At 39.4% G+C, this 25521-nt stretch carries 23 protein-coding genes; 11 read left to right on the top strand and 12 right to left on the bottom strand.

The annotated features are described in order from the left end of the window. Positions 1-6: 6 nt before the first annotated feature. The 4 genes from H5115_RS03610 to H5115_RS03595 are packed head-to-tail and all read right to left on the bottom strand — an operon-like array spanning position 7 to position 3872. Entirely contained in the window at positions 7-507 is a 501-nt protein-coding gene (locus tag H5115_RS03610) for a DUF1543 domain-containing protein (protein WP_182753697.1), read from the bottom strand. A gap of 8 nt (positions 508-515) precedes the next feature. Continuing rightward, positions 516-1865 carry a sigma 54-interacting transcriptional regulator gene (locus H5115_RS03605; protein WP_182753822.1) on the bottom strand — a complete coding sequence of 450 codons (1350 nt, stop codon included), beginning with the start codon at positions 1863-1865 and terminating at the stop codon, positions 516-518. A 2-nt stretch (positions 1866-1867) separates the two neighbouring features. Further along, on the bottom strand, positions 1868-2413 hold the full coding sequence (locus tag H5115_RS03600; RefSeq protein ID WP_182753695.1) for a hypothetical protein: 546 nt from the start codon (positions 2411-2413) through the stop codon (positions 1868-1870). A gap of 1 nt (position 2414) precedes the next feature. Then, positions 2415-3872: a sensor histidine kinase KdpD gene (locus H5115_RS03595; RefSeq protein WP_182753693.1), complete on the bottom strand. Its 1458-nt coding sequence runs from the start codon at positions 3870-3872 to the stop codon at positions 2415-2417. A gap of 330 nt (positions 3873-4202) precedes the next feature. On the opposite strand from H5115_RS03595, the gene H5115_RS03590 reads away from it, so the two are divergent. From H5115_RS03590 to H5115_RS03570, 5 genes are all read left to right on the top strand, one after another. Further along, positions 4203-4436 carry an EF-hand domain-containing protein gene (locus H5115_RS03590; protein WP_002961641.1) on the top strand — a complete coding sequence of 78 codons (234 nt, stop codon included), beginning with the start codon at positions 4203-4205 and terminating at the stop codon, positions 4434-4436. 24 nt (positions 4437-4460) lie between these two features. Beyond that, positions 4461-4688, top strand: a complete 228-nt coding sequence (locus tag H5115_RS03585; protein WP_024604359.1) for a hypothetical protein — start codon at positions 4461-4463, stop codon at positions 4686-4688. A gap of 186 nt (positions 4689-4874) precedes the next feature. Further along, complete coding sequence (locus H5115_RS03580; RefSeq protein ID WP_182753691.1) at positions 4875-5111, top strand: EF-hand domain-containing protein; 237 nt, start codon at positions 4875-4877, stop codon at positions 5109-5111. A 9-nt stretch (positions 5112-5120) separates the two neighbouring features. Continuing rightward, positions 5121-5357, top strand: coding sequence for an EF-hand domain-containing protein (locus H5115_RS03575; RefSeq protein WP_182753689.1), 237 nt, complete (start codon positions 5121-5123; stop codon positions 5355-5357). Between the two features lie 132 nt (positions 5358-5489). Continuing rightward, positions 5490-7172, top strand: coding sequence for an amidohydrolase (locus tag H5115_RS03570; RefSeq protein WP_182753687.1), 1683 nt, complete (start codon positions 5490-5492; stop codon positions 7170-7172). 55 nt (positions 7173-7227) lie between these two features. Here the strand turns inward: H5115_RS03570 and H5115_RS03565 are convergent, their stop codons facing one another. Beyond that, on the bottom strand, positions 7228-8067 hold the full coding sequence (locus H5115_RS03565) for an HDOD domain-containing protein (protein ID WP_039485043.1): 840 nt from the start codon (positions 8065-8067) through the stop codon (positions 7228-7230). A gap of 296 nt (positions 8068-8363) precedes the next feature. On the opposite strand from H5115_RS03565, the gene H5115_RS03560 reads away from it, so the two are divergent. After that, on the top strand, positions 8364-10064 hold the full coding sequence (locus tag H5115_RS03560) for a dipeptidyl-peptidase 3 family protein (RefSeq protein ID WP_182753685.1): 1701 nt from the start codon (positions 8364-8366) through the stop codon (positions 10062-10064). Positions 10065-10105: 41 nt separating this feature from the next. Here H5115_RS03560 and H5115_RS03555 read toward each other — a convergent pair whose 3' ends face one another. Beyond that, on the bottom strand, positions 10106-10510 hold the full coding sequence (locus H5115_RS03555; protein ID WP_182753684.1) for an HIT domain-containing protein: 405 nt from the start codon (positions 10508-10510) through the stop codon (positions 10106-10108). 111 nt (positions 10511-10621) lie between these two features. Here H5115_RS03555 and H5115_RS03550 point away from each other — a divergent pair, with 111 nt between their 5' ends. Together H5115_RS03550 and H5115_RS03545 are read left to right on the top strand one after the other, a co-directional pair. Continuing rightward, positions 10622-12847 carry a S9 family peptidase gene (locus H5115_RS03550; RefSeq protein WP_182753682.1) on the top strand — a complete coding sequence of 742 codons (2226 nt, stop codon included), beginning with the start codon at positions 10622-10624 and terminating at the stop codon, positions 12845-12847. 142 nt (positions 12848-12989) lie between these two features. Then, positions 12990-14627 (top strand): methyl-accepting chemotaxis protein, encoded by a 1638-nt coding sequence (locus tag H5115_RS03545; protein WP_182753680.1) that lies wholly within the window; start codon positions 12990-12992, stop codon positions 14625-14627. Between the two features lie 71 nt (positions 14628-14698). On the opposite strand, the gene H5115_RS03540 is transcribed toward H5115_RS03545, so the two are convergent. Both H5115_RS03540 and dinB read right to left on the bottom strand, forming a co-directional pair. Continuing rightward, a complete protein-coding gene (locus H5115_RS03540; protein ID WP_182753678.1) occupies positions 14699-16219 on the bottom strand; it encodes a leucyl aminopeptidase family protein in 1521 nt (506 codons plus the stop codon). A gap of 129 nt (positions 16220-16348) precedes the next feature. Next, positions 16349-17401, bottom strand: a complete 1053-nt coding sequence (dinB, locus tag H5115_RS03535; protein WP_182753676.1) for a DNA polymerase IV — start codon at positions 17399-17401, stop codon at positions 16349-16351. A gap of 729 nt (positions 17402-18130) precedes the next feature. Here dinB and H5115_RS03530 point away from each other — a divergent pair. From H5115_RS03530 to H5115_RS03520, 3 genes are all read left to right on the top strand, one after another. Beyond that, positions 18131-18559, top strand: coding sequence for a thioesterase family protein (locus H5115_RS03530; protein ID WP_002958095.1), 429 nt, complete (start codon positions 18131-18133; stop codon positions 18557-18559). Positions 18560-18577: 18 nt separating this feature from the next. After that, the gene (locus tag H5115_RS03525) at positions 18578-19630 is read left to right on the top strand and encodes an aldo/keto reductase (protein ID WP_154903473.1); all 1053 of its coding nucleotides are present in this window, start codon (positions 18578-18580) and stop codon (positions 19628-19630) included. Between the two features lie 116 nt (positions 19631-19746). Then, entirely contained in the window at positions 19747-20670 is a 924-nt protein-coding gene (locus tag H5115_RS03520) for an ABC transporter substrate-binding protein (protein ID WP_149602191.1), read from the top strand. On the opposite strand, the gene H5115_RS03515 is transcribed toward H5115_RS03520, so the two are convergent. The 4 genes from H5115_RS03515 to H5115_RS03500 form a co-directional block, all read right to left on the bottom strand. Continuing rightward, positions 20621-21241 carry a fumarylacetoacetate hydrolase family protein gene (locus H5115_RS03515; RefSeq protein WP_149602190.1) on the bottom strand — a complete coding sequence of 207 codons (621 nt, stop codon included), beginning with the start codon at positions 21239-21241 and terminating at the stop codon, positions 20621-20623. The genes H5115_RS03520 and H5115_RS03515 overlap by 50 nt on opposite strands. Before the next feature lie 332 nt (positions 21242-21573). Beyond that, the gene (locus H5115_RS03510) at positions 21574-23541 is read right to left on the bottom strand and encodes a hybrid sensor histidine kinase/response regulator (protein ID WP_182753674.1); all 1968 of its coding nucleotides are present in this window, start codon (positions 23539-23541) and stop codon (positions 21574-21576) included. Between the two features lie 10 nt (positions 23542-23551). After that, the gene (locus tag H5115_RS03505) at positions 23552-24013 is read right to left on the bottom strand and encodes a response regulator (protein WP_039485075.1); all 462 of its coding nucleotides are present in this window, start codon (positions 24011-24013) and stop codon (positions 23552-23554) included. Further along, a complete protein-coding gene (locus H5115_RS03500) occupies positions 24014-25498 on the bottom strand; it encodes an ATP-binding protein (protein ID WP_182753672.1) in 1485 nt (494 codons plus the stop codon). Positions 25499-25521: the final 23 nt, after the last annotated feature.

The raw sequence follows: 25521 nt of genomic DNA, 5'->3' as shown, positions 1-25521 counted from the left end.
TATAATTTAAAGTATGTGATAGCCAAACCAGTCCGGCTTTATCGGCTGCGATATACCGCTGGGCGTGAGCTTAATGTTTAGCTGACTGTCAAGTAAATCAATGGCAAAGCAATCGTCCACATCATGTAAATCATCTTTATGAATATGACTAAGCCCTGCGAGTAAATCGTTTTTAGCGCGCTCTTTAGCTTCATGGCTACTGCTTGCAACATACAATGCAAAATCATGTTGCTCAGCCATGGAATCACTTCTGTAAGCGCCTAAATTTACAAAGTAGAGTTGTTTATTTTGCTCAACATAAGTATCAACTACTTCTACTTTAAATCCATCAATATGATTAATTGCCATGTAGCTATCCATGTGAACACTACTTCTGTCGCCTACCCACTGGCTTTTTAACTTTGAGTAGGTTTGCTCTATATTCTCCCCTACTACAAAGCGAATATCGTGCATTTCAATATGGCAACCCTGAATTCGACCGCCTAAATACACCATAAATAACTGCATGCTTTTCCTTAACCTAAATTATCAACATCAATATTATGCTTTTTAATCAACTTATAAAAATCTGAACGGTTACGCTTAGCAAGCTTAGCGCCTTCAGCTACGTTACCACCTGCCATTTTTAAAGTGTTAATTACATAGTCGCGCTCAAACTCTTTTTTAGCGTCGTTTAGTGATAATGGTTCTACGTTTGTTTCATTACTATTTAGCGCAGCTAACACTAAGTGCTCTGAAATAACATCACTCGGTGTTAATGCTACAACCTGCTCTACTACGTTTTGTAATTGGCGGATATTACCTGGCCAATCGTAACGAACAAGCGCATGCATAGCATCGCTTGCAAAGCGTTTTTCAGTTTGGTTCATGCGCTTAGCAATGCTTGCACTAAAATGTTGTGCTAATAAGCTTATATCTTCGCGGCGCTCACACAGTGGCGGTAATTTTAAATTAACTACGTTTAAGCGATAGTATAAATCTTCTCTAAATTGCTGGTTTAAAATAGCTTCAGGAAGATTTTTATGTGTTGCTGAAACTATACGTACATCAATCGCTATCTCTTCTTGAAAACCTACTGGGCGAATTGTTTTTTCTTGTAATACGCGCAGTAACTTAACCTGTAAGTTAAGTGGCATATCGCCTATTTCGTCTAAAAATAACGTGCCGCCTTCTGCTTGTTGAAACAAACCTTGGTGATCTTTAATTGCACCCGTAAAAGAGCCTTTCTTATGACCAAATAATTCAGACTCCAAAAGCTCACCTGGTACAGCGCCGCAGTTAATTGCAACAAAAGGGCCACCACTTACATGACTATGCTGATGAATCGCTTGTGCGAGTAGCTCTTTACCTGTACCACTAGCCCCCGAAATAAGCACATTAACTTGTGTTGGCCCAAGTAGCTTTACTTGCTCAAGCAAGTGCAGCATTGTGCCACTACGCGTAACTATATTACTTTTAGGTGCAGCTTCATCGGCGTTAACACCATGAATTTCTATCGCTTTTGCAAGGCTGTCAAATAGCTCGTCTTTATCCACAGGTTTAGTTATAAATGCAAAAATGCCCTGTTTAGTCGCCTCTACCGCATCAGGAATTGAACCGTGCGCTGTCATCATAATGACAGGTAATGCAGGATAGCGGCTTTGCAGCTGACGATGCAGTGCCATACCATCCATTTCATCCATACGTAAGTCGGTTATTACCGCGTCAAACACTTGGCTTTTAAGTATTTGTAGTGCGGCTAAGCCGCTTTCGCTGGTTGTTACTTCGTATCCTTTTGATTCAATACGAATAGCGAGCAGTTTTAATAAGCTAGCGTCGTCATCTACGAGTAATACTTTTGCACTTTGCACTTTAATTGCTGCCATCATTACTGTTCCTTCGTTTCTTCTCGTAGTAAAAGTTGCTGCTCAATCGTTGCTAACGATGAGAGGGTTTCTTGCATTTTATTATTAAGTGCTTGCTGCTCTTTTTTAGCATTTATTTGCATAGTTACTTGCTGCTTTTGAAGCCATAAATATTGCTTTATGTCATCAGGCCAAAAGTAAGCAAGATCGAGCTTTAGCAACTGAGTCATTACCGTATTTGGATCATTATTTATGTTTAAGCACATAAATTTAAAAAAGCGTTTAAGCTCGTTTTCGCCTGTAAAAACATCTTTGCTAGGTACCAATTTAAACCCGCCACACTGATTAGCGTGCCATGCAATAACTTGCTCTGTAGGAGGATAGCTTGGTTCAATTTTTGGTCTAGGTTTTGGACTAGGGTTACTGTTTTTGTCGATCGTTTTTTTTGTATCGACCACAGGTGCAGGTGTAATTGACACACGCTCTTCTTGCCCATTATTAATTTCACAACCTGATATAACCATGCTGCTACTGAGCACACATAAAATAGCGATTAAACGCAAGCGCATGTTAATTAACTCCTAGATTTTTTGTTATGGGAATTTTAATTGAAAACCGGCAACCATGTGGCTCGTTATGCTCAACACTAAGTGTACCTCTTAGCTGTTCAACAGACTCTTTTACAATAGTTAAACCCAGCCCACTGCCTTGCAGCGTAACATTTTTACTGTGTTTACCTTGATAAAATGCGCTGAAAATTTGAGTTTTTTCTTGCTCTTTAATACCGCACCCTTTATCAATCACAACGATACAAAGCTGGTTTTGCTCAAGCGCTAAATTAATAGTAACGCTTTGCTTATCTTCTGAAAATTTTAAGCCATTTGAAATAAGCTGAATTAAAATCATCTCAATAAGCTCACTAGGTAAAGCAAGCGGTTTGTTAGGTAAAGTATTTTGCCACTGCAGAGCTTGCTGACGCGCAGTTAAGCGATGCTCAAAATGGCTATTAATTTTATTAATAAGAAGACTAAATTCAACTTCGCTTAAGCTGTCTTTACTGGTGCGAATCGCATTATAACTCAGCAAACTGTCAATCATTGTACGAAGGCGCACCATAGATTGGCTAATAAGCTCAAGCACTGCTTTTTGCTCAGCGGTAATTGGACCTACTATTTCATCAGTTAATAAATCAGTGCCTTCAACCATTGAAGCAAGCGGCGTTTTTAGCTCATGAGTTACATGGCGTAAAAAAGTATCTTTTTGCTGCTCAAGCATATGAAGCTGTTCTTGTACCCATTGGAGCTTTTCTCCTAGCTCAACAAGCTCAGCTGAACCTTTCACAGATATTTTTTGCTGCCAATGCCCCTGCCCAAGCTTATCAATAACCGTAGTTAACCCTTTTAGCCGCCCACTTATGCGCCATAAAAAACCTCCCCCAACAATTAAAGTCAGTGGAATAAGTGCCACCAGCCAGTTTATAAATGACGCTTGCAGGCTTGTAAGCTCATTTTGGTTATTGGTAATTTGCGCTTCGTTTTTATCACGTAACCATAAAGTAAGCTCAGCAATTAAATCGCTCACTGGCACAAATAGCTCAGCTTGTTGTTGTTTTTGCTCAACGAGTTTTACATGCGCGGTTTGTAAGGTGGTATATAAGCGTTGCCATTGGTGGATATACTCTTTATTCGTGTTTACAAATTTGAGTTCATCAATGCTTTGTAGGGATGATTGCCATTTATCAACAATGAGCTTATCTAGCGATTCACTTTTTAATACCCAGTTTTGCCTAGTGGCGCGCTCAAGGCTGTTGAGCTCTTGTTTTAGAGTGTTAAACGATTTGGTAACTTGGTAGTTACTACTCACAATACTTTGAGTAACCGCTAATTGCTTATTAAGCGCATTTAAAAATACGATCACCACTATAGAAAGCGGAAGTAGCGAAAGCAGCATACTCATTGCAAATTGCCCAATTAAATTAGGCCGCCAGTTAAGCATTGCTTGGTATTTTTTAGCTATGGTTGCTGGCATTTCGTTTAGTCCTTTTAAGTTAAGCGCTCTATTATTAAGTGCTTACCTTATACACTAGCTGAACCAGCAATTATATTTAATACGATTAACAGCCAGCACTATAAAACAATGTGTCGCCAAATAGAGACAGCGTAACTCGTTGATTTTAATAAATTCCCTTTCAACCTCACTAAATAGTGTTGCAAAAGGCGCACAAAAATTACAATAAACCCAGTAAAAACTTCTCACTGGCTTAAAGCAAAAATAATAACCAATTGAAAAATAACAACAATTATTATTGGCACCATTTTTGTAATAGGAGTAATAACTTTAATCAATAAGGAAATAATTATGAACAAACGCATTTTAGTAATTTCATCATTACTGGCTTTAGGCTTTTTAGGCGCTAATGCACACGCAATGGACGTTCACGCGACTTTTAACGAACTTGATAAAGACAGTAACGGCACATTGAGTGAAGCCGAAGCAGGTGAAGATGCTGTGTTACACGAGAATTTTTCTCAAATTGATACTAATCAAGATGGGCAATTGTCGCTAGATGAATTCAAAAAATTTATTCAATAAACTCATTTAATAAGGAACGTGATTATGAAACAACTTATAGCCGCTTTTTCATTAATGTTTTTAGCAATTAGTGCCACCGTAATTGCATCGCCAACAAATGTGCGTTTTGCCCACTTAGATAAAGACATGGACGGACAAATATCCATTGCAGAAGCAAAGGAAGACAAGGAAGTAATGAGACAGTTTGCCGACTTAGATGAAGACGGTGATGAAAAAATCTCAAAAAAAGAATTTGAAAGCTTTAAACCTTGATGAGTAATTACTGATTAAGCTTTACTTAATCTTGTTATAGGTAAACTGGAATTAAAAGCATTTGCCATAATCCCTGAGGGAGTGTGTAAAAGGATTTAATGTTGGGAGTTAAATTACGGCAAGTGCTTTTTCCTTTTCACTTTATTTTAGCCACAAACTTTAAATACATCTTTTGGAAGGAACACCATGAAGATACTTCCCCTTATTATAAGCATCTTAATACTATTAAGCTTTGATGCCGCTGCACTTGATGTAAAGCAACGCTTTGATCACCTCGATAGCGACAAAAGTGGCTATTTAACGCATAACGAACTTGATCCCCAACCACAACTATTAAACACATTCGTAAAATGGGACAAAAACCAAGATAACCAAATTTCGTTAATCGAATTTAAAAATTACCTTACCAATAACCTCTACTGAGTATTTTTCATGAAAAAAACAAGCTATATAGCGCTTTTTGCGTTTAGTATTTTTAGCACATTAGGCTTTGCTGCAAGCAACACTGTTGCAGAGCAATTTGAAAAACTTGATAGAAACCAGGATGGTTTTTTAACACGTTCAGAAACCGCTGTAGACCCTGCTTTGTGGTCTCGGTTTTCAAGCTACGATCAAGACAAAGACGGCAAGCTAACGCTAAGTGAATACAGTTTATACGCTAGTAAATAAACCCTTTCAAAAGCTAGATATTTTATGTTCTAGCTTTACTGCTTTTTTCTTCATCATAATTTGTCTCACATATTGGTATTATAAAGTTGGGTTTGCTAGTGTTAACGCACTAACAATAAAAAATAATGCCTTATGTCGCTCAAAAAAATAATAAAACCACTCATACTAGCCAGCCTTTGCGCTAGTTCTAGTTACACTATTGCACAAACAAAAGTAATTTATAATGCCAACGGTTATACCCCTTTATATCAAGGTGAAGTACAGCAGTTTACTACCCTCGTTATTAAAAATGGCAAGGTAGTAAAACTAGGTAGCGATACACTTAAAGATAGCTACCCAGATGCCAAGCTAATTGACGCGCACGGTAATACCTTATTACCAGGCTTAATTGATGCTCATGGGCACGTTATTGGCCTTGGCGATAATTTATCGCAACTTGATGTACGCGGTGCAAAATCGGTTGATGAAGTAACGAGTAAACTAAAAGTATTTGCCGATAACAAACAAGGTTGGATTATAGGGCGAGGTTGGAACCAAGAGCTATGGCCTGATACACGCTTTCCTACGGCTAAAGATTTAGACAAAGTAGTTAACGATCGACCTGTGGTGCTTTCTCGAGTTGATAGCCACGCCATTTGGGTTAATTCAAAAGCGCTCGAACTTGCAGGTATTACCGCCCAAACAAAAGCACCTGAAGGCGGTGAGATAATTAAAGACGAATTTGGCAATCCTACGGGTATTTTTGTAGACAAAGCAGAATCGCTAATTACCCAACATATGCCAGCCCCTTCAAAACAAGATATAAGTGACTCACTAGATGCAGCTGGTAAACATCTATTAAGTTTAGGCATTACCTCTACTCACGATGCAGGTATTGATAAAACCACATGGGAGGTTTACAAAGAGCGCGGCGACCTTGGTAATTTACCACTACGTATTGTGGCAATGTTAAGTGGGGCAAGCCCTGATTTAGACACAATGTTAAAGGCAGGCCGGTACCACGACAAAAATGACTTTATGGAAATTCGCAGTGTTAAAGTTTATGCCGATGGCGCACTGGGCTCTCGTGGTGCAGCACTTATTGAAGAATATGCAGACAGACCTGGTCACCATGGTTTAATGCTTGAAACACAAGAGAAACTCGAAGCACTCTTTACACAAAGCTTTAAAAGCGGCTTTAGCGCAAATACTCACGCCATTGGCGACAAAGCAAATAAAGTAGTACTTGATGCCTATCAAAATGTGTTTAAAAAAACGGGCGGTATATTACTGCGAAACCGAATAGAGCACGCCCAAATTGTAACCCCTGATGATATCCCTCGCTTTAAAGCGTTAAAAATAATCCCTTCAATGCAGCCGGTGCATGCCACTTCTGATATGCATATGGCAGAGCAGCGTTTAACTGAAAAACAACTAAGCGGCGCCTACGCGTGGCAAACATTTTTACAGCAAGGTTCGGTGGTTGCGGCAGGCTCTGATTACCCTGTAGAGCTTGCAAATCCATTTGATGGTTTGTATTCAGCCATTACACGCATGGATCATAACAAACTACCGGAAAACGGCTGGCGCGCAAGTGAAGTACTAAGCCGCGAAGATGCATTACGTGCATTTACTCTTGGTGGCGCCTATGCAGCTCATCAAGAATTTAAGGTGGGTAGTTTAGAAAAAGGTAAATGGGCCGACTTTATTTTAATTGATAAAGACTACTTTAAAGTGCCTGTTGAGGAGATATACAAAACAAACGTACTGCAAACATGGGTAGCAGGAATAAAGCGATACGAAAAAACTAAAACAGAAAATACCACCGAAAAATAAAACTAAAAAAGGGTTAACGCAAGTTAACCCTTTTTGGTTGTGTAGGAAAGCACTTTTAGCTAAACATGTTTTTCACATCTTTTAGCATGTCGTTGTACTCATCACTTGTGAATAGCTGCATAGACGGTATAACGCCTTTGTCTATATACGTTTGCAGCGCTGCAGACTTATCAGAAACTTGTAACGTGCCCTCTAAAATAGCCCCTACTCGAATAAAATCCACGTAACTTACTTTTTCAGGTTTGTAACTTGGGTCAGCCCAGCTCTGAGCTACATCAACAAACTCTTTAGGGAATTCCCACGCTTGCATAATAGATGAGCCAACCTTTCCGCTAAGCTTTTGAATTGCATGAGCCAAAAAGCTTGGATTAGCAAATACCTCTGGGTGGCGCTCAGCTTCAGTTAAAATTGGTAATACACCAATATTATAAACAAGTGCGGCGAGTGTAATAGAATCGCGGTTTAGTGACGTGTGCTTACTATTTTTTAAATAAAACTCCATGAGTGATATTGAATGGCTAGCAACGGTTAATGTTTTTTGCCATGCCTTACCCATGTAGCCTTTAATTAGCTCATTATTTGATACAAATAATTGTTCCATAGCCATAGCTGTAGCAATGTTTTTAATTTGACGTAATCCAATACGAGTCACTGCTTGTTGTAAATTAGATACTTTTACAGAACGTCCCATAATCGCACTATTAGCTACTTTTATCATACGAGCTGAAAGCGCAGGATCTTGTGAGATTACATCTGACATTTGGATTAAATTCACATCTGGGTTATCTGCAGCTTGGCGAACCTTAATCGCTACTTCAGGTAGCGTTGGTAAAACCAACGTATCGTTATTTATTCTATCGACTAGAATCGTTAATAAAGCGTTTTCTGTAGACATAAAGCTGCCATCCTTTTGTGTTCAGCCTGTAAAGTAACTGCAAACTCAGGCAGTTAATTTTCGTATTAGTAATATAATTAGTATTGTCTAACTTACCGATAAAGTTAAGAAAATTATAGAAGTTTATTTTTATTTATAATGCTTTACCGCTCATGCTTGCCTTACAACGCCAAATACTTGCTATTTACCATTTAGTTTTGCTTTAATGCACTCACAATAAGGAAGCGTTTGTACATACTTAATATTTTAACTAAAGCAGTACAAATTATTAAACTTACTTTTTAACAGGCAATATAATGATCTTAAATAAAATTAGCCAAGCAATTATGCTCTCTGGTGTTGTTTTTCTTAGCGCATGTTCTGAACAAGCGCCGTCTTCTACCGACAACACAGCCGTAGAGCTTGCTCAAAAAAGCAGTGCACAGTCAGGCCCTAAGCTTATTAATGCAGATAAACAACGTTTAGATATTTACACCGACTTTAGCTTACAAAGTGATTTATCGCACTTAAGCGATAATCAACGAGCAATGGTTGCAAAGCTTATTGACGCTTCAAAAATAATGGATGAGTTATTTTGGAAGCAAGCATTTGGTGAAAATAAAGATGCTTTTTTAGCAAAACTAAACGATGGAAAAGTACGTAAATTTGCTGATATTAACTATGGTCCATGGGATCGTTTAAATGGTGATGAAGCATTTTTATCCAGCTATAAAGAAAAACCTCTTGGCGCACAGTTTTACCCTGCTGATATAACCAAAGAAGAGTTAAACAATGCAGACGTTGAAGACAAAACAGGGCTTTATTCTGTAATTAAGCGTGATGAGCAAGGTAAGCTTTACAGCGTGCCTTATTCAAAAGAATACGCTGATGAGCTTGCAAAAGCCGCTGATATTTTACGTGAAGCAAGCAAACTTGCTGACGATAAAGAATTTGCTAACTATCTAAACTTGCGTGCCGATGCCCTACAAAAAGATGACTTTCAAGTATCTGACTTTGCTTGGATGGATATGAAAAATAACCCAGTAGATGTGGTTATTGGTCCAATTGAAACTTATGAAGATCAATTATTTGGTTACCGCGCAGCTTATGAATCTTACGTACTTATTAAAGATTTAAAATGGAGCGAACGCTTAGCTAAGTTTGCAGCATTTTTACCTGAGCTTCAAAAAGGCTTACCTGTAGATGCTAAGTACAAACAAGAAGTACCAGGCTCTGACGCCGACCTAAATGCATATGATGTTGTTTACTACGCTGGGCATTCAAACGCGGGTAGTAAAACAATTGCAATTAACTTACCAAACGATGAGCAAGTACAGCTCGAAAAAGGAACTCGTCGTCTGCAACTTAAAAACGCAATGCGTGCTAAATTTGATAAAATTTTAGTGCCAATTTCAGAGCAGTTAATTGTACCAGAGCAGCGTAAACACATTACTTTTGATGCATTTTTTGCCAATACGATGTTCCATGAAGTGGCTCACGGTTTAGGTATTAAAAATACAATTACTGGTAAAGGTACTGTTCGTCAATCATTACAAGAACACGCAAGTGCCCTTGAAGAAGGTAAAGCCGATATTTTAGGTCTATACATGATTGAACAGTTACTTAAAAAAGGCGAAATAACTGAAGGCACTATTGAAGATTATTACACGACCTTCATGGCTGGTATATTCCGCTCAGTTCGTTTTGGCGCATCAAGCGCGCATGGTAAAGCAAATATGATCCGCTTTAACTTTTTTGCTCAAGAAGGTGCTTTTTCTAAAAATGAAGAAGGCTTATACCGCGTTAATATGGAAAAAATGAGCATTGCAATGGCCAAGCTTTCTCGCTTAATTTTAACCTTGCAAGGTGATGGCGATTACGAAAAAGTAGATCAACTAATTGCAACGCATGGCGACATTAAAGAAGAACTTGCTAAAGACTTAGAAAAACTAAGTAAAGCTAATATCCCTGTAGATGTAACATTTAAGCAAGGTAAAGAGGTACTAGGGCTTAAATAAGTTTAGTTAAACTTAGTTAAACCCTAAAAAAGCGTTGCGGCTTAAAACTGCAGCGCTTTTTTTAGCTCTGTGATTTGTAGATCTGTATACGGCACTGCTGGGTGTTTACCCCATATTGGCGCAGGCCATGCAGCATCACTCGTAAAACGCGCAATATGATGAATATGCAATTGCGGCACCATATTCCCTAAAGCCGCTATGTTTAATTTATCTGGTTTAAATACATCCATTAATAATTTACTTAGCTTGGCTGACTCTTTTAAATAAACAATTTGATCATACTCAGATAAATCAATTATCTCTTTTAAGTTAGCCTGCCTAGGCACTAATACAAACCACGGATACAAGCTGTCGTTCAGTAAAAGCACTTTACACAATGGCCAATCGGCAAGTTCTATACAGTCGCGTTTAAGTTCTGGCGCTAGTTTAAATTCAGGGTGAGTCATTGCTATGTCCTACTTTGTCTTTGATAATCGCCACTTTATAGCATTTAGTTGCAGTTGCACACGCTTGGCTTTACCATCAAAGCAATATTTATAATAAGCTAAGGCAACCTTGTGCTAAAAAAAATAAAACACCTCTCACTAGCTATACCGTTAATGGTTGGCGCTATTAGTGTTCAAGCAAAACCTTTATCGCTGGAGCGAATTTTTGACGATCCGAGCCTTTCTGGTAAATCGCCTGTACAACTTAAATTTTCGCCTGATGGCAGCCGTGTAACTTACCTACAAGGCAAAAGCGATGACTACAACCGCTACGATTTATGGGAATACAATCTAAAAGATAACACCAACCGTGTGCTAGTTGATTCAGCAAAGTTATTTTCAGGCCCAGAAAACCTATCAGATGAAGAAAAAGCACGCCGCGAACGCCAACGTATTTTTGGTAAAGGCATACTTGAATACAAATGGTCTAAAGATGGCAAAGCACTTTTATTCCCACTCAATGGCGACCTTTATTATTACGATTTAGCCTCTGCTAAAAGTAAAAAACTAACCGACACTGAAACATTTGAAACCGATGCACGCTTTTCACCTAAAGGTAACTACGTATCGTTTATTCGAGAGCAAAACCTTTATGCTTTAGAGCTTGAATCAGGTAAAGAGATTCAGCTTAGTAAAGATGGCGGCGGCGTAATTAAAAACGGCATGGCCGAATTTGTTGCTCAAGAAGAAATGAGCCGCATGACAGGTTACTGGTGGTCAGGTGATGAAACTAAAATTGCCTATACCCGCGTTGACGAAACCCCAGTAAAAGAAGCTATCCGTAATGAAATTTACGCTGACGAAGTTAAATTATTTAACCAGCGCTACCCGTTTACAGGTACCGATAACGTAAAAATTCAACTTGGTGTGGTTAAGCTAAACGACCAAAAAGTAGATTGGATTGATTTAGGTAAAAATGAAGACATTTACATTGCACGCGCTAAGTGGCTAAAAGACGGCAATACACTGTCGTACCAATGGCAAAATCGCTCGCAACATAAATTAGAGCTGCGTTTTTATAACAGCGAAACTAAAGCCCAAAAAGTAGCGCTGACCGAAAACAGCGAAACGTGGATAAACCTACATTTTGATCTTGAGTTTTTAAAAGACAAAAAACATTTTGTATGGGCATCTGAGCGCGACGGCTTTAAACATTTATATCTGTATCGCACAAACGGTCAACTTGTTCGCCAAATTACCTCAGGTGATTGGGCTGTTGATAGCTTAAAAGGTATTGATGAGAAAAAAGGCATTGTTTACTTTGCCGGCCGAAAAGATACACCGCTTGAAAGCCATTTATACAGCGCGCCTTTATTTAAAAAAGGCGATGCCAAACGTATTACCGAAAAAGGTCAGTACCACAATGTTGTGCTAGCAAAGGACAGCAAAACCTTTATCGATAATAGCTCTTCTGATAATAAACCAAACTCAGCAGCACTTCGTAAAGTAAACGGCGAATTCATTACCTGGCTTGAAGAAAATAAGCTTGATAGTAGCCACCCCCTTACTCCTTATTTAAGCGACTTAACAAAACCAGAATACGGCACAATTAAAGCCGATGATGGTCAAGTTATGCATTACCGTTTATTTAAGCCTAGCACCATTGCTGATGGCAAAAAGCACCCTGTTATTGTTAACGTATACGGCGGCCCGCATGCTCAACGAGTGACGAATAGCTGGCGCAGTAAAAACTTGTACTTTCAGTACATGGCGCAACAAGGTTATGTAATTTTTCAACTGGATAACCGTGGTTCGTACAACCGTGGTAAAAAGTTTGAAGATGCTATTTATAAACATTTAGGTGTGGTTGAAGTTGCCGATCAAATTAAAGGCGTAGAGTTTTTACGTACACTTGATTACGTTGATCCACAACGCATCGGTGTTTATGGCCACAGCTACGGTGGCTACATGGCACTTATGACTATGTTTAAAGCAGGCGATTACTTTCAAGCCGGCGTATCGGGTGCTCCTGTAACCGATTGGGCTCTATACGATACGCATTACACAGAGCGTTATTTAGGTCACCCTGATACGAATGCTAAAGGGTATGAAGACAGCGCAGTATTTCCATATGCTGATGGCTTAAAAGGCCCATTAATGATTTATCATGGAATGGCTGACGACAACGTGCTGTTTACTCATTCAACTAAATTGTTTAAACAACTGCAAGATAACGAAAAACAGTTTGAAATGATGACCTACCCAGGCTCTAAGCACAGCCTACGTGGTAAACAAGTGCAAACACACTTACATCAAACAATTACAAACTTCTTTAATCGCCATTTTGACGTTAAATAAGCAAGTAAAGTAATAACAGACTAAAGGCTGATTGATAAATCAGCCTTTTTTTTGCATTAATGGGCGTTAAGCCTAGATTAAACTCTTTTTTTAGCTACGCTTATTCTATGCGCTAAAGCGCACACTTTTTGAGGATAAATGTATGCCTAATCTACGAAGTTTTAGTATAACCCAGCGTTTTTCACTGTTAATAGCCATCGTTGTATTTGGACTAATAATACTTAGTATATCGAGCCTAACTCACCAATATAGTTCGCTAAAAGACGAGCAATACATAAAAACACAAAATGTAGTAGAAACGGCGTACAGTATAATCGAACACTATTATGCGCTTGAACAAGATAACACTCTCACTCAACAACAAGCTCAATCACAAGCACTTAATGCAATAAAAGCACTGCGCTACGACAAAACCAATTACTTTTGGATTAACAATTACCAGCCAACAATGGTTATGCACCCTATAAAACCTGCGCTTGATGGAAAAGATTTAACTAATAACAAGGACCCTGACGGCAAAGCATTGTTTGTTGATATGGTAAATATAGTTAAACGCTCTGGCGAAGGATTTATCCCTTATAAATGGCCAAAACCAGGTAAAGATAAACCGGTTGAAAAAATCGCATTTGTTAAAGGTTTTAATCAATGGCAGTGGATTATTGGCTCGGGTGTTTACCTTGATTCAATTGACGAAGCATTTAGTGAGCAACGTAACCTTATAGTCATCAGTGCAATAATTATGATTATTGCTGTTATTTTACTTAGTTACTTTATAGGTAAGAGTATTTTAATACCGACTCGCTTAGCAGCCGATATGATGAAAGATATTTCTCAAGGCGAAGGCGATTTAACCCGTAAATTAAATGAATCCGGTAATGATGAAATATCTGAACTATCACGTTCATTTAATTTATTTGCTCTAAAAATGCGAGAGTCACTTGTTCATGTAGCACAAAGTGCAAACGATGTAAGCGAACATGCGCATACAGTTGACGACTCAAGTAGAACAAGCCACTCATTTATTGAGCTTCAAAACGATAGTTCAACCCAAGTTGCAGCTGCCATGGAGCAAATGACTCACCAAATACACGATGTGAGCCGTAACGCTGAAGCCGCAGAGCAAGCAGCTAAGGATGCAGCACAAAACGCATCAACGGGTAAAAATGTGGTTGCGCAAACAATTACAGCAATAGAAACACTCTCAAGCAACATTGAAACAGTCAGCCGTGTAACAGAAGATTTAGCCAACGAGAGCCATAATATAGGCTCTGTGCTTGACGTAATAAGAAGTATATCGGAGCAGACAAACTTACTGGCATTAAACGCTGCCATTGAAGCTGCTCGCGCAGGAGAGCATGGTCGAGGATTTGCTGTTGTTGCTGATGAAGTAAGAACGTTGGCCAGTCGTACAGGGCAAAGTACTGACGAAATTCAAACCATGATCACTAAACTACAAGAAGGTGCAAAAGCAGCAGTAGAAGCAGTTAAATCAAGCCAAGCACTTTCAGTTTCTACCGTAGAGCAGGCGTCATCAGCCAATACTTCACTTAATGAAATAGAACGACTTGTTTCAATTATTACCGAAATGAACAGCCAAATAGCACGTGCCACAGAGCAACAAACGCAAGCTGCCGACGAGGTTAATTTGCGTATTAATGAGCTATCTCAATCAACTGAGAAATCATTAAATAATACTAAGCAGCTTACCGATGCCAGTGATAACCTTAAACAAAGTAGCGAAGGTCTTTCGAGCGTAGTTAATCGTTTTAAATTAGATTAATCGATAGCGTTCTCATAAAATGCAAAAGCCCTGAATTAACAGGGCTTTTTTATTACATGTAAGTTTTTAGCTTACAAACAATAACGTGCAAACAAGCTCGTTACTGATGCAGCTGTTGGCTTACCATGCTGCCAATCACCGCCTTCAACACCGCTACCTGCTATATCCATATGAACATAAGGTAGAGGCTGTGCAGAGTCATTACCGTGCTTATCAAGCCCACCAACAATAGCCATAAACGCCATAGGGAACTGATGTCCACGAGCAGTAACGGCAGATGCTGCGTTATTGCTAGATAAAACATCGTCAGCTAGCGTACGTGGTTTAATAAAGTCGTAGTCTTCACGGCGTGAACGCGATACTTCAGCGCCATCGGCCCACAAATCTCCAAGGTCAGCTATTTGACGTGAGACACCAGCACTACGAGCTGGACCATTTTCAACATACGCACCGTAAGGACCCATTGCACGTGCCGCATGACCCGTTAATGTAGCAACAGTAAACAGCGTTGGGTTAATCTCACCTTTAGCTAAATCTTTCATTTCGCTAAGCAGGTCGCCCATTGCTAAACGCCCTTCTGCATCGGTATTACCAATACGTACACGAACACCTTCACGGCTAGTAATAATTTCATCTGGCACAAAACAATCTGAGCCAATAGAGTTGCGAACAACAGCTAAGTACGATACCACTTTAACGCCTTTAGGCTGATAATCAGCAACGGCTTTCATAAAGCCCGCAACAGAAGCTGCGCCGCCTTTATCACGACTCATGCCTGCCATATGGCCGCCTACTTTTAAATCTGCACCGCCTGTATCGTATACAAGGCCCTTACCTACAAACATAAGTGTGCGAGTAATTTCTCCCTCTGGTACATATTCAAGCTTAACAACACGTGGGTGATGGCGCTCAACTGCATACGATGCGCGAGCAACTGTACTTAGCATTGGGTAGTTTTTATCGATAGCTGCAATATCATCAATTACGTCAACTGCAATGTTTGAGCCTTTAAACAATTCAACGCAGTAATCAGCAAAACGTGGGGGAGCCATACGCTCAGGTTCAGTGCCACACAGGTCACGCGCTGCATATTGGCCAGCTGCAATTGCATTAACAGCTTTAATAGTTTGCTCGCTTGCGCCAACTAAACCAATCTGTGTAATTGGTTCAATGCTTTCACCGTGATATTCACGCGCTTCTAATGGCTGCCATAAGGCTTGGCAAGCGCCTAAATAAGCAACTTCTAAAGCATGCTGATAACGGCTATCGCCATTTAAATTTGGTAAAAATAATGCAGGGTTAACACTGCCCGACGCTTTTGCTTCGTTAATTGCTAATTTAGCAGCATCAAAATAACGACGCACGTCGTCGTAATCTCTATTTAACGGACCGGTTGGCGCAAGTACAACGCGCTTGTTTTCAATTACTAATAAAGTAACTTGCTTACCGATGCGAGAATCTACGTTTGCATGAGCTAAAATAGCATCACGTAATGAGTTATTTGGTAACTGAGAAAAGTCATTACTAATAATAATAAGCGCATCATGAGATGTGCATTCAAGGCTTGCACTAACCGCTTGAGGGTATGCCATAAATAAGGTCCTGTTAGAAAACATAAGCCCCTATTATCGTCGATTTAAATATTGAAGACCAGCAAGGAGCGATGAGCTAATCACATAACCTATCAATAAATGGCAACTTGGAGTTACAGGCTTTACAGCTTAATCGAGAATACTAAGTTGGAAGTTTTGCTCTGGCTCGTTTTTAATGCCAACGCCTATGCCAAGTAATCTTACAGGCTGTTGAAGCCCACGCTGGTAAGCCTTAGTAAGTAGTTGAACAAATATTTCTGTATTTAGCTCGTGATATACCTGATCGGCTGAGGTCACTACAAAATTTGCAAACTTCACCTTAACACTCAATTTATTAATACGGTTTTGTAACTGCTGTTTATTTAGCCTTAAAACTAATTCCTCTAACAATCTTGGCAGCTCATATAAGCACTCTTGCAAACTTGTTTTGTTGTACTCGTAGGTATGTTCAACACTCAGCGATTTTCTTATACGATCTGTGGATACTTTACCAACATACTCACCTGCACATTTTTGATAAAGCGACACACCAAAATTACCCACATGTTGCTGCATCCAGTTAACGCCTTTTTCACGTACATCCTTGCCGGTATATAAGCCTTTTAAATTTAGCTTTTCGAGCGTTACTTTGCCCACTCCTGGAATTTTCCCAAGCGGTAATTGCGCTAAAAAGCCATCAACCTCATCAGGCAAAACGACAAATTGACCATTCGGTTTGTTTTCGTCACTGGCTATTTTGGCAATAAATTTAATCGGTGCAATACCTGCTGATGCCGTGAGCCCTGTAGCATTGTAAATATCGGCTCTTATTTGCTGGGCAATAAGTGTGGCACTGCCTTTACAAGCGGTGCTGTCTGTTACATCTAGGTAGGCTTCGTCTAAAGAAAGGGGTTCAATTAAGTCTGTGTAGCGGCTAAATACTTCACGTATTTGGTTTGAAGCTTCTTTGTATACAGCCATGCGTCCTGGGACAATAACTAAATCGGGGCATAATTGTTTAGCATGATAGTTCGACATAGCCGATCGTACGCCATACTCTCTAGCTATATAGTTAGCGGTTGAGAGCACGCCTCGTCGGCTATTGCCTCCAATAGCAAGCGGTACACATGCAAGTTTTGGATTATCTCGCATTTCTACTGCTGCATAAAAGCAATCCATGTCTATGTGAATAAACTTTTTCATCACCACAACAATAACTGGTTATTTATACAGTCATTATTATAGAATCACATGCGATAAGCAAGCCTAGGGCCTGTTTATCTTTCGAGGTTAAAATTTGCAGCAGTATGTTTGGTATTTAGGCAAGGCAGAGCCTATGTAGTGTGGTTATTCCCCATAAATAGGCGATAACGTAGCACAAATGCCAAACATACGCTGCCCGAAGGGTTCTGCCTAGGGCCAATGTACTCTTTGTTGCCTACATGGATGTAGGTAAGGGGCGTGAGCAGGACGCGGAAGCTTTGCTCGGTTTTTACTTAGCCCACTAGGTCACAAACCTCGCGCCGCGATTAAATAGCCCCTAGATTGAACAAATTTTAATCCTGAAAGGTCAACAGGCCCTAGTTAACGATTAAAAAAAGTGTTTATTGTCCTCTGATCTCTTATAACCACGTAGCCAATACATAACCTCAAATAAAAATCCTGCCAACATTAAAATGATAGCGCCAGATTCATTCCCCATCGCGTAACAGGTAAAAGAAGCTATAAAAACCAAACAAGCTAAGGACCAATTAATTATATTCTGCATATTTTTACCTTTGTGTGTGTTTTTGTGTGTCTGTGTAATTTAACTGTAGACCTAAAATTAAACAGGTACAATCATCTTATAAAAAAAACATGCCATTAATTACCTTGAGCTCGTAACACCATGTTGATAATCTAAGTACTTTAAAAATCAAGGGCCAATAAATAATGCAAACGTTTAAAGATCAGCACCCTATTCATACCGATATCACCGTAGCATGGGCTGATATGGATGCGCTACAACACGTAAATAATGTAGTGTATTTACGTTACTTTGAAATAGCCCGAATCGACTTTTTAAATAAAATAAATCTGTTCGACACAATAAGCCCAAACGGTGTGGGCCCAGTAATAAGCGAAAATAACGTTCGCTATAAACGCCCAGTAACTTTTCCCGACACACTCACTGTAGGCGTTACAATTACAGATCTTAAAACAGATCGCTTTACCATGAACTACACAGTTTACAGCCATGCACAAAAAGCAATAACGACTACGGGTGCATCTAAAGTTGTAATGTTTGATTTTACTACAGGGCAAAAAGCCCCAATCTCCGAGCCTCTTTTATCGGCTTTAATCAGCCATGCTCAAAACTAATTTAGTTAAGGAATTTTTATGCAATACAACCCACTAGGTAGCAGTGGCGTAAACGTATCTCGAGTGTGCCTAGGGAGTATGACTTGGGGTAAACAAAATACTCAAAGCGACGCTGATGAACAAATAGCCTACGCGCTAGAGCAAGGCGTAAACTTTATTGATACAGCCGAAATGTATGCTGTGCCTCCTTCGCCAGAGACCTATGGTAAAACCGAGGAAATTATTGGCAATTGGCTATCGCGTAATCAGCAAAAGCGCAGCGATGTGGTACTAGCTACAAAAATTGCAGGCAATGGATTATCGTGGGTACGTGATGGCGGCAATATTACTCGCCAAACAGTAATAGAAGCCGTGGATGATTCACTTAAGCGACTTCAAACAGACTACATTGATTTATATCAACTACATTGGCCAAACCGCTCTACCCCTCACTTTGGCAGACAATGGCCCGGCACTCTTAAATTTACCGACGTAAATACACAAGAGCAACAAGCTAGTATGCTTGATATTCTAGAAGGCCTTAATGAATGTGTTAAAGCAGGTAAAATTAAACACTGCGGTTTATCTGACGATACGCCATGGGGTATAAGCCAATTTTTAAGTTTGGCCAAAGAGCATAACTTACCGCGTATGGTATCTATTCAAAATGAGTTTAGCTTAGCGCACGCTAAAGACTGGCCGTATTTAATAGAACAATGTGTACACGAAGATATTGCCTACTTACCGTGGTCGCCTTTAGCAGCCGGTTTATTAACGGGTAAATACCTAAACGGTGCTCGCCCTGAAGGCTCTCGTTGGACCTTCATGCAGCGCAACGGTATTTTTAGAGATACACCCAATGCAGAGCAAGCCACTAAGCAGTATGTTGAGCTGGCTCATGCAAACAATATAACTCCAGCACAACTAGCCTTAGCATGGTGTAACCAAGTAGATGGCGTAACTTCTTCAATTATTGGAGCAACATCTATAGCTCAACTAAAGGAAGATATAGACGCATTTAGCATAACGCTAAACGACGAAATTCTTAGTGAGATTAACACCATATTTAGAAACCATCCGATGCCTTATTAAGCATGTATGAGTTAAAAGCAGCCTTGAATGAGGTTGCTTTTAACTAAAATATTTGACCCTACTACAACCAACACTATACTTTTATTAAGTTTTCTTAATTCAACGAACACTTATCAATGCTGAAAAACGGATACTATGCATTTTGCTTATTGATTGTATTTAACGCGCACGCCGTTGAGCAAAAAGTACAGCCTCTAGAAGAAATTATTTGGCTGCAAAGTTACACGCCCCCTTTTCATATAGCTAAAAGCGAAAGCGCACCACAAGGCGGAATTTGCGACAACCTAACCGAGCAACTCATCAGAACCATAACTGATGTAAAACATACTCGCTTAATTGTTCCTCAGCAGCGTATAAATAAATATTTAAATGAAGGGAAAAATGTATGTTTTCCGTGTGTTATTTATAAAAAAAATAATAACCAACAACTTAACTACTCAAATCCAACAACGGTATATCCCCCATTTTCAATTATCACGACTAAAGAGCTAAAGCCGCAATTAGAAGAAAAGCACGGCTCGCCTATTCACCTTATTAATTTATTAACCGACCCGCAATATGTATACGGGCAAGCGGCTGCACGTAAATTTACAACTAAAATTAATACAATTATTGAAAATACAAAACGAGATAAAGAGTCTTCGTTAAGTTGGAGTAGCGAAAATGAAAGTCAGGCTGTTATAGCACGCTTGAGTCACGGCTTTTTAGACTACTCAATTGATTACCCGTTTATGGCTGATTACTTTAATAAACAAGGGGAGTATACGAATATAGAAAGTGTGCCAATTGCAGAAAATGACATTCAATTTATAAGAGGAGCAATAGGCTGTGCGGCTAAAGCACCTAATAATTTTGCAGAGCAAGCCCTTAAAAAAATTAACCGCGCATTAAAAAATAATGTACTTCAATCGCCTGAGTATCAACAAAGTCAGCATAATTGGCTTAAAACCACCTTTACTGACTTTGATAAACACTACCAACAGCAAGTCATTAATTTTTACTTACTTGCCACTGATGCTCAAGCAAACACTGATCATTAGCATAAAGCGCCACTGCAAAAATACTTTTAGCTGTTACCTCACCTACGCCCGACGGTGTACCTGTCATTATTACATCACCGTCTTCTAAGCTCATAAATTCACTAATTTCTTGTAAAATTGAGTCAGGGTTGTGCAGCATAAAATGAGTATCACCTCGCTGAATCACTTCATTATTAATTTTAAGTTCAAAGGTAAAGTGCTTCATTGCATCAGTTAGCGCTACAAAATCAGTTAAAATTACAGAGCCGTCGAACGCTTTAGCACGCTCCCATGGAAGCCCTTTATTTTTTAATTTACTTTGCACAGTACGCTTAGTTAAATCAAGGCCGAGTCCAACACCTGCAAATTTTTTATCTTTAACTACAAAACATAGCTCGGTTTCATAATGCAGCGTATCGCCGTTGTGAGCTGCAAATAACGTATTAGTAATTGCGCTATTTGGCTTATTAAATAAAACCATTTGATCTGGCGTTTCGTTATTTAGCTCTGCAATGTGTGCTGTATAATTACGGCCAACACACACTACTTTTGATGGTGTTAATTCTTCAGATACTAACTTTATTGAATGCATATAAATAATGTCTCAGTTATTGGACCTGTTGACCTTTCAGGATTAAAATTTGTTCAATCTAGGGGCTATTTAATCGCGGCGTGAGATTTGTAACCTAGTGGGCTCGATAACTGCTCCTGCGTTATTCTACTGACTTACATCCCTGTAAGAATAAGTAAAAACCGAGCAACAAAGAGTAAATAGCCCCTAGGCAGAACCCTTCGGGCAGCGCATATTTGGCATTTGTGCTACGTTATCGCCTATTTATGGGGAATAACCACACTACATAGACTCTGCCTTGCCTAAATACCAAACAAACTGCTGCAAATTCAACCTCGAAAGATAAACAGGCCCTAGCTAATAAGCGTTTCAAGTAAGCTCAAATTAATAGGTTTAAGTAAAACTCGGTCAATATTTAAATCTTTTATTTCTCTTGGATCTGGCTCTGCTCCACTTACAATCACTAAACGTAATTCAGGGTATCGTTCATTAATTTGCTGTCCTAAGTCAACGCCACGACCATCAGGTAAATGCATATCTAACAATACCTTATTAAATTGCTGGTCGTGATTAAGTATTTGCAAACATTGTGCGCAGCTAGACGCAATGACGGTTTCAACGCCTAAACTTTCTAAAAGTAGTTGCGTAATTTGCGCTGCATCATGATCGTCTTCCACAAGTAAAAAGCGCTGCTTTTTCTCGGTTAAGCCATTACTACAATTTATATCTTTAGCTTGCGGTGCATGCTCTGGCGCTACCAAGTAATCTTGCAAACATTGATATAAAGCCGCGCTATCAACAGGCTTTGGTATTACATCGTTAAAACCAAGTGCAGCAAGCTCCTCATGTATGCCTTTCATAGTAGCTGCAGTGAGCGCAATTATTGGGCCTTTGTAGCCCATTTTTCTAAGCTCTATGGTAGCTTCCTTGCCGCCCATTACAGGCATATGAATATCAATAAAAATAATATCGTAAGGCGCTTTATACGCATCTGCTATGCGTACTTTTTCAAGTGCTTGCTGGCCATGTTCGGCATAATCTACGCGCGCACCACAGGTACTGATCATATGACCAACTAGCATGCGTAAATCACGTAAATCATCAACCACTAATACTCGCCCATGCACTTTGCATGGAGCCGATTTACTTTGTAATTGTGGGGCACTACTAAAATTAAGTACTTGTCGTTCTACTTCGCTAATATCACCTGGATATACCGAAATCGTAAATGTAGAACCTTTGCCTATTTCAGAGTACAAACTAATATCACCGTGCATACGCGCTAACAATTCAGCACATATTGCCAAACCTAAGCCTGCGCCACCTACAGAGCGTGATTCTACATCGGCTATCTGTTCAAATGGCTTAAATATGAGTTCTTGTTTTTCAGGGGCAATGCCCATACCTGAATCTTTAATGCTAAAAAATAGCATTTCGCGATCATCAACCCATTGCGTCCACGCATTAACAACAATTTCGCCTTTATCGGTAAATTTAACCGCATTGTTTATTAGATTTATTAAAATTTGACGAACTCTTGTTGCATCCAGTCGTGCAACCAAAGGTAATGGCTGATGTGATTCAAAGCGCAGCGTAAGGCCCTTATCAAGAACCGATACGCGCATTAGCGTGTAAACATCGGCAAGCATGCTATCAAGGTTAACTTCGCTTAGGGTAAGTTCCAGTTTATCGGCAGCTATTTTTGATAAGTCGAGCACGTCGTTTAACAAGCTCAATAAGTGTTTACCATTTCGATAAATAACACCCAATTCATTTTCAGCTTGCTGACTAAAATCGCTCTGCATTAACAGTTCGGTGTAGCCTAAAATAGACGATAGAGGAGTACGTAACTCATGGCTCAAATGAGCTAAAAATCGATCTTTTGAACGGTTTTCGGCCTCAGCTTTTAAGCGCTCTACTCTCTCGCCTTCAACATCTTTACGTGCCAAAGCATAACGAATAGCTCGCGCAAAGCGGCTCGAACTCATTTCTGTTTTAATTAAGTAATCTACTGCACCGGCATCAAGCGCCGCCGAGTCTAACTCGTCGTTTGACTGCCCGGTAAGCATTATGATGGGTCCGCTAAAGCCATTGGCAATTGCTTCTTTTAATACATCTAAACCATTCGATGCACCCAAGCGGTAATCAAGCAGGCAAATGTCGTGCTCATTTTTACTAAGCGTTGCAATTGCCTGCTCTGGAGAGCTTATCCATTGAATGTTAAACGTGTGTGAATCCAATTGGTCCAGATAGTCGCAGGTGAGTATGTAATCATCTTCATCGTCTTCTACAAGCAGCAACTGAGTCACTTTATCTAACATACAATCTCCATTAATCGTTAAATGTTGTCGGTAGCTCTACAAATTCTACCCAGTATTTTCCTAGCGTTTTCATCAAATCAACCAAACCATCAAACGTTACTGGTTTTGTAATGTAAGATGCAGCACCTAAGTTATACCCTTTAACCATGTCTTCTTCTTGTTTAGACGTAGTTAATATAACAACCGGAATTCCCTTTAAGTTAGGGTTTCCTTTTATAGCTTCAAGCGCTTCACGGCCATCCATTCTAGGCATATTTAAATCAAGTAATATAAGTCCAGGACGCGGCGAAACTGCTTTGTCTTCAAACTTACCTTTACGCTCTAAATACTCAAGCAACTCAACGCCATCTTCAACAAAATGAAGCTCGTTAAGTACACGACTTTCAGCAAGGGCATCTTGTGTTAACAAACGATCATCTTCATCGTCGTCTGCCATTAAAATAGTAATCGGTTTTACTTTTGAATAGGGCATTTAAGCCTCTCCTTGCAATGTGAAAAGCTCAGCTTCCACAGGTAGTTTTATAATAAAGGTTGCACCTTCACCGTCTTCACTTTGGGCTGTAATTGTTCCGCCGTGGCGCTCCACAATACGCCTACATACAGAAAGGCCAATACCCGTGCCTTTATATTGTGAGCGTCCATGCAAGCGCTGAAACGGTACAAATATTTTATCGGCATAGTCTTGTGAAAAACCAATACCGTTATCTTCTATGGTAATAACTTGAAAACTTAAATGAGTATTATGATCAGAGCTGAAAATATCTTCATCTTGATAACTAATTTTTATGTGTGGGTTTACGTCGGGACGCCTAAATTTAACAGCGTTCGACAACAAATTTAAAAACAGCTGCTGCATTTGGCTTTTATCTGCCTGAATAACTGGCAAATCATCTACATCAATTTGTGCTTCAGACTCTTTTATCGCTATCTCTAAATCACTTAATATATCAGCTACAACTTCATTTAAATTCGTGTCATCAAAATCTTTACCACGCGTTGTAATTCGCGAAAACTCTAATAAGTCGTTTATTAAATTAGACATACGCTGCGCTGCATTTTTCATGCGCCCAATGTAATCCATCCCCTTTTCACCCAATTCATCTTTAAACATGGTTTCAAGACGGTCGCTAAAGGCTTGGATTTTTCTAAGAGGTTCTTGTAAATCATGGCTTGCTACAAAAGCAAACTCTTCAAGCTCTCGGTTACTTCGGCTCAATTCATCTGAATATAATGTTAGCTCTTGTGTCCGCTCAGAAACCTTCATTGCTAATGTTTCGTTTTGTTTTTCAAGCTCAAAACGATATTGTGCTGCATTTCTTAAATTAAGGCGCGTCATAATAAACATACCAATAATCAGTAACGCACTCGTTATTGCTGTTATAGCGAATGTAATTTTAGCTTCATTTTTAATCTGTGCTAATTTAGAAAAATGGCTTACTTTAAAGAGTAATTCACGGTCTTGAATTTCATTAACATACTCTCTAATTTGCTTATAAAGCTTTCTTCCTTTATGCGTATTTAGTACATACAACGCACGTCTTTCTTTGTCATCTAGCGCAAGGTTTACAGTTTGTTTTAATTCTTTAATTTTACTATCTACAAGAACTAACAACTGGGCTATACGCTCAGCTTGACCGTCAATCTCAGAGTGAAGCGACTTGACATGATCTGTTTGCGCTTCAATTTGGCCTACAGCATCGTAGTACGGCGTTAAATAATCAGCCTCTTCTGTCAATAAATAACCACGCTGCCCAGACTCAGCCTGCACTATGGATAGATGCAGCTTCTCAATTGCAGTGGTTAGCATGCTAGTGTTGTCTAAACTTTTTTGGGTTTGTGTTAAGCCCTGAATCGTATTCAATGCTAAAAATGCGTTGCCCACAATAATACCTAGCACAACCACCATAAATGTCGCCCAAGTGATATTCGCTTTACCTTGCTGTTTTTTCTTGCTCATTTAGCTTCCCGAATTAAAGTTTA

The sequence above is a fragment of the Pseudoalteromonas sp. SR44-2 genome, assembly GCF_014163745.1.
Classification (GTDB): Bacteria; Pseudomonadota; Gammaproteobacteria; order Enterobacterales; family Alteromonadaceae; genus Pseudoalteromonas; species Pseudoalteromonas distincta.
Note: the sequence above shows the minus strand (reverse complement) of the source record. Positions and strands in the feature narration are given on the sequence as shown.

Excerpts from the sequence above, each read along its gene's own strand:
- H5115_RS03610 (WP_182753697.1), bottom strand. The coding sequence starts at position 507 with ATGCAGTTATTTATGGTGTATTTAGGCGGTCGAATTCAGGGTTGCCAT.
- H5115_RS03605 (WP_182753822.1), bottom strand. The coding sequence starts at position 1,865 with ATGGCAGCAATTAAAGTGCAAAGTGCAAAAGTATTACTCGTAGATGAC.
- H5115_RS03600 (WP_182753695.1), bottom strand. The coding sequence starts at position 2,413 with ATGCGCTTGCGTTTAATCGCTATTTTATGTGTGCTCAGTAGCAGCATG.
- H5115_RS03595 (WP_182753693.1), bottom strand. The coding sequence starts at position 3,872 with ATGCCAGCAACCATAGCTAAAAAATACCAAGCAATGCTTAACTGGCGG.
- H5115_RS03590 (WP_002961641.1), top strand. The coding sequence starts at position 4,203 with ATGAACAAACGCATTTTAGTAATTTCATCATTACTGGCTTTAGGCTTT.
- H5115_RS03585 (WP_024604359.1), top strand. The coding sequence starts at position 4,461 with ATGAAACAACTTATAGCCGCTTTTTCATTAATGTTTTTAGCAATTAGT.
- H5115_RS03580 (WP_182753691.1), top strand. The coding sequence starts at position 4,875 with ATGAAGATACTTCCCCTTATTATAAGCATCTTAATACTATTAAGCTTT.
- H5115_RS03575 (WP_182753689.1), top strand. The coding sequence starts at position 5,121 with ATGAAAAAAACAAGCTATATAGCGCTTTTTGCGTTTAGTATTTTTAGC.
- H5115_RS03570 (WP_182753687.1), top strand. The coding sequence starts at position 5,490 with ATGTCGCTCAAAAAAATAATAAAACCACTCATACTAGCCAGCCTTTGC.
- H5115_RS03565 (WP_039485043.1), bottom strand. The coding sequence starts at position 8,067 with ATGTCTACAGAAAACGCTTTATTAACGATTCTAGTCGATAGAATAAAT.
- H5115_RS03560 (WP_182753685.1), top strand. The coding sequence starts at position 8,364 with ATGATCTTAAATAAAATTAGCCAAGCAATTATGCTCTCTGGTGTTGTT.
- H5115_RS03555 (WP_182753684.1), bottom strand. The coding sequence starts at position 10,510 with ATGACTCACCCTGAATTTAAACTAGCGCCAGAACTTAAACGCGACTGT.
- H5115_RS03545 (WP_182753680.1), top strand. The coding sequence starts at position 12,990 with ATGCCTAATCTACGAAGTTTTAGTATAACCCAGCGTTTTTCACTGTTA.
- H5115_RS03540 (WP_182753678.1), bottom strand. The coding sequence starts at position 16,219 with ATGGCATACCCTCAAGCGGTTAGTGCAAGCCTTGAATGCACATCTCAT.
- dinB (WP_182753676.1), bottom strand. The coding sequence starts at position 17,401 with ATGAAAAAGTTTATTCACATAGACATGGATTGCTTTTATGCAGCAGTA.
- H5115_RS03530 (WP_002958095.1), top strand. The coding sequence starts at position 18,131 with ATGCAAACGTTTAAAGATCAGCACCCTATTCATACCGATATCACCGTA.
- H5115_RS03525 (WP_154903473.1), top strand. The coding sequence starts at position 18,578 with ATGCAATACAACCCACTAGGTAGCAGTGGCGTAAACGTATCTCGAGTG.
- H5115_RS03520 (WP_149602191.1), top strand. The coding sequence starts at position 19,747 with ATGCTGAAAAACGGATACTATGCATTTTGCTTATTGATTGTATTTAAC.
- H5115_RS03515 (WP_149602190.1), bottom strand. The coding sequence starts at position 21,241 with ATGCATTCAATAAAGTTAGTATCTGAAGAATTAACACCATCAAAAGTA.
- H5115_RS03510 (WP_182753674.1), bottom strand. The coding sequence starts at position 23,541 with ATGTTAGATAAAGTGACTCAGTTGCTGCTTGTAGAAGACGATGAAGAT.
- H5115_RS03505 (WP_039485075.1), bottom strand. The coding sequence starts at position 24,013 with ATGCCCTATTCAAAAGTAAAACCGATTACTATTTTAATGGCAGACGAC.
- H5115_RS03500 (WP_182753672.1), bottom strand. The coding sequence starts at position 25,498 with ATGAGCAAGAAAAAACAGCAAGGTAAAGCGAATATCACTTGGGCGACA.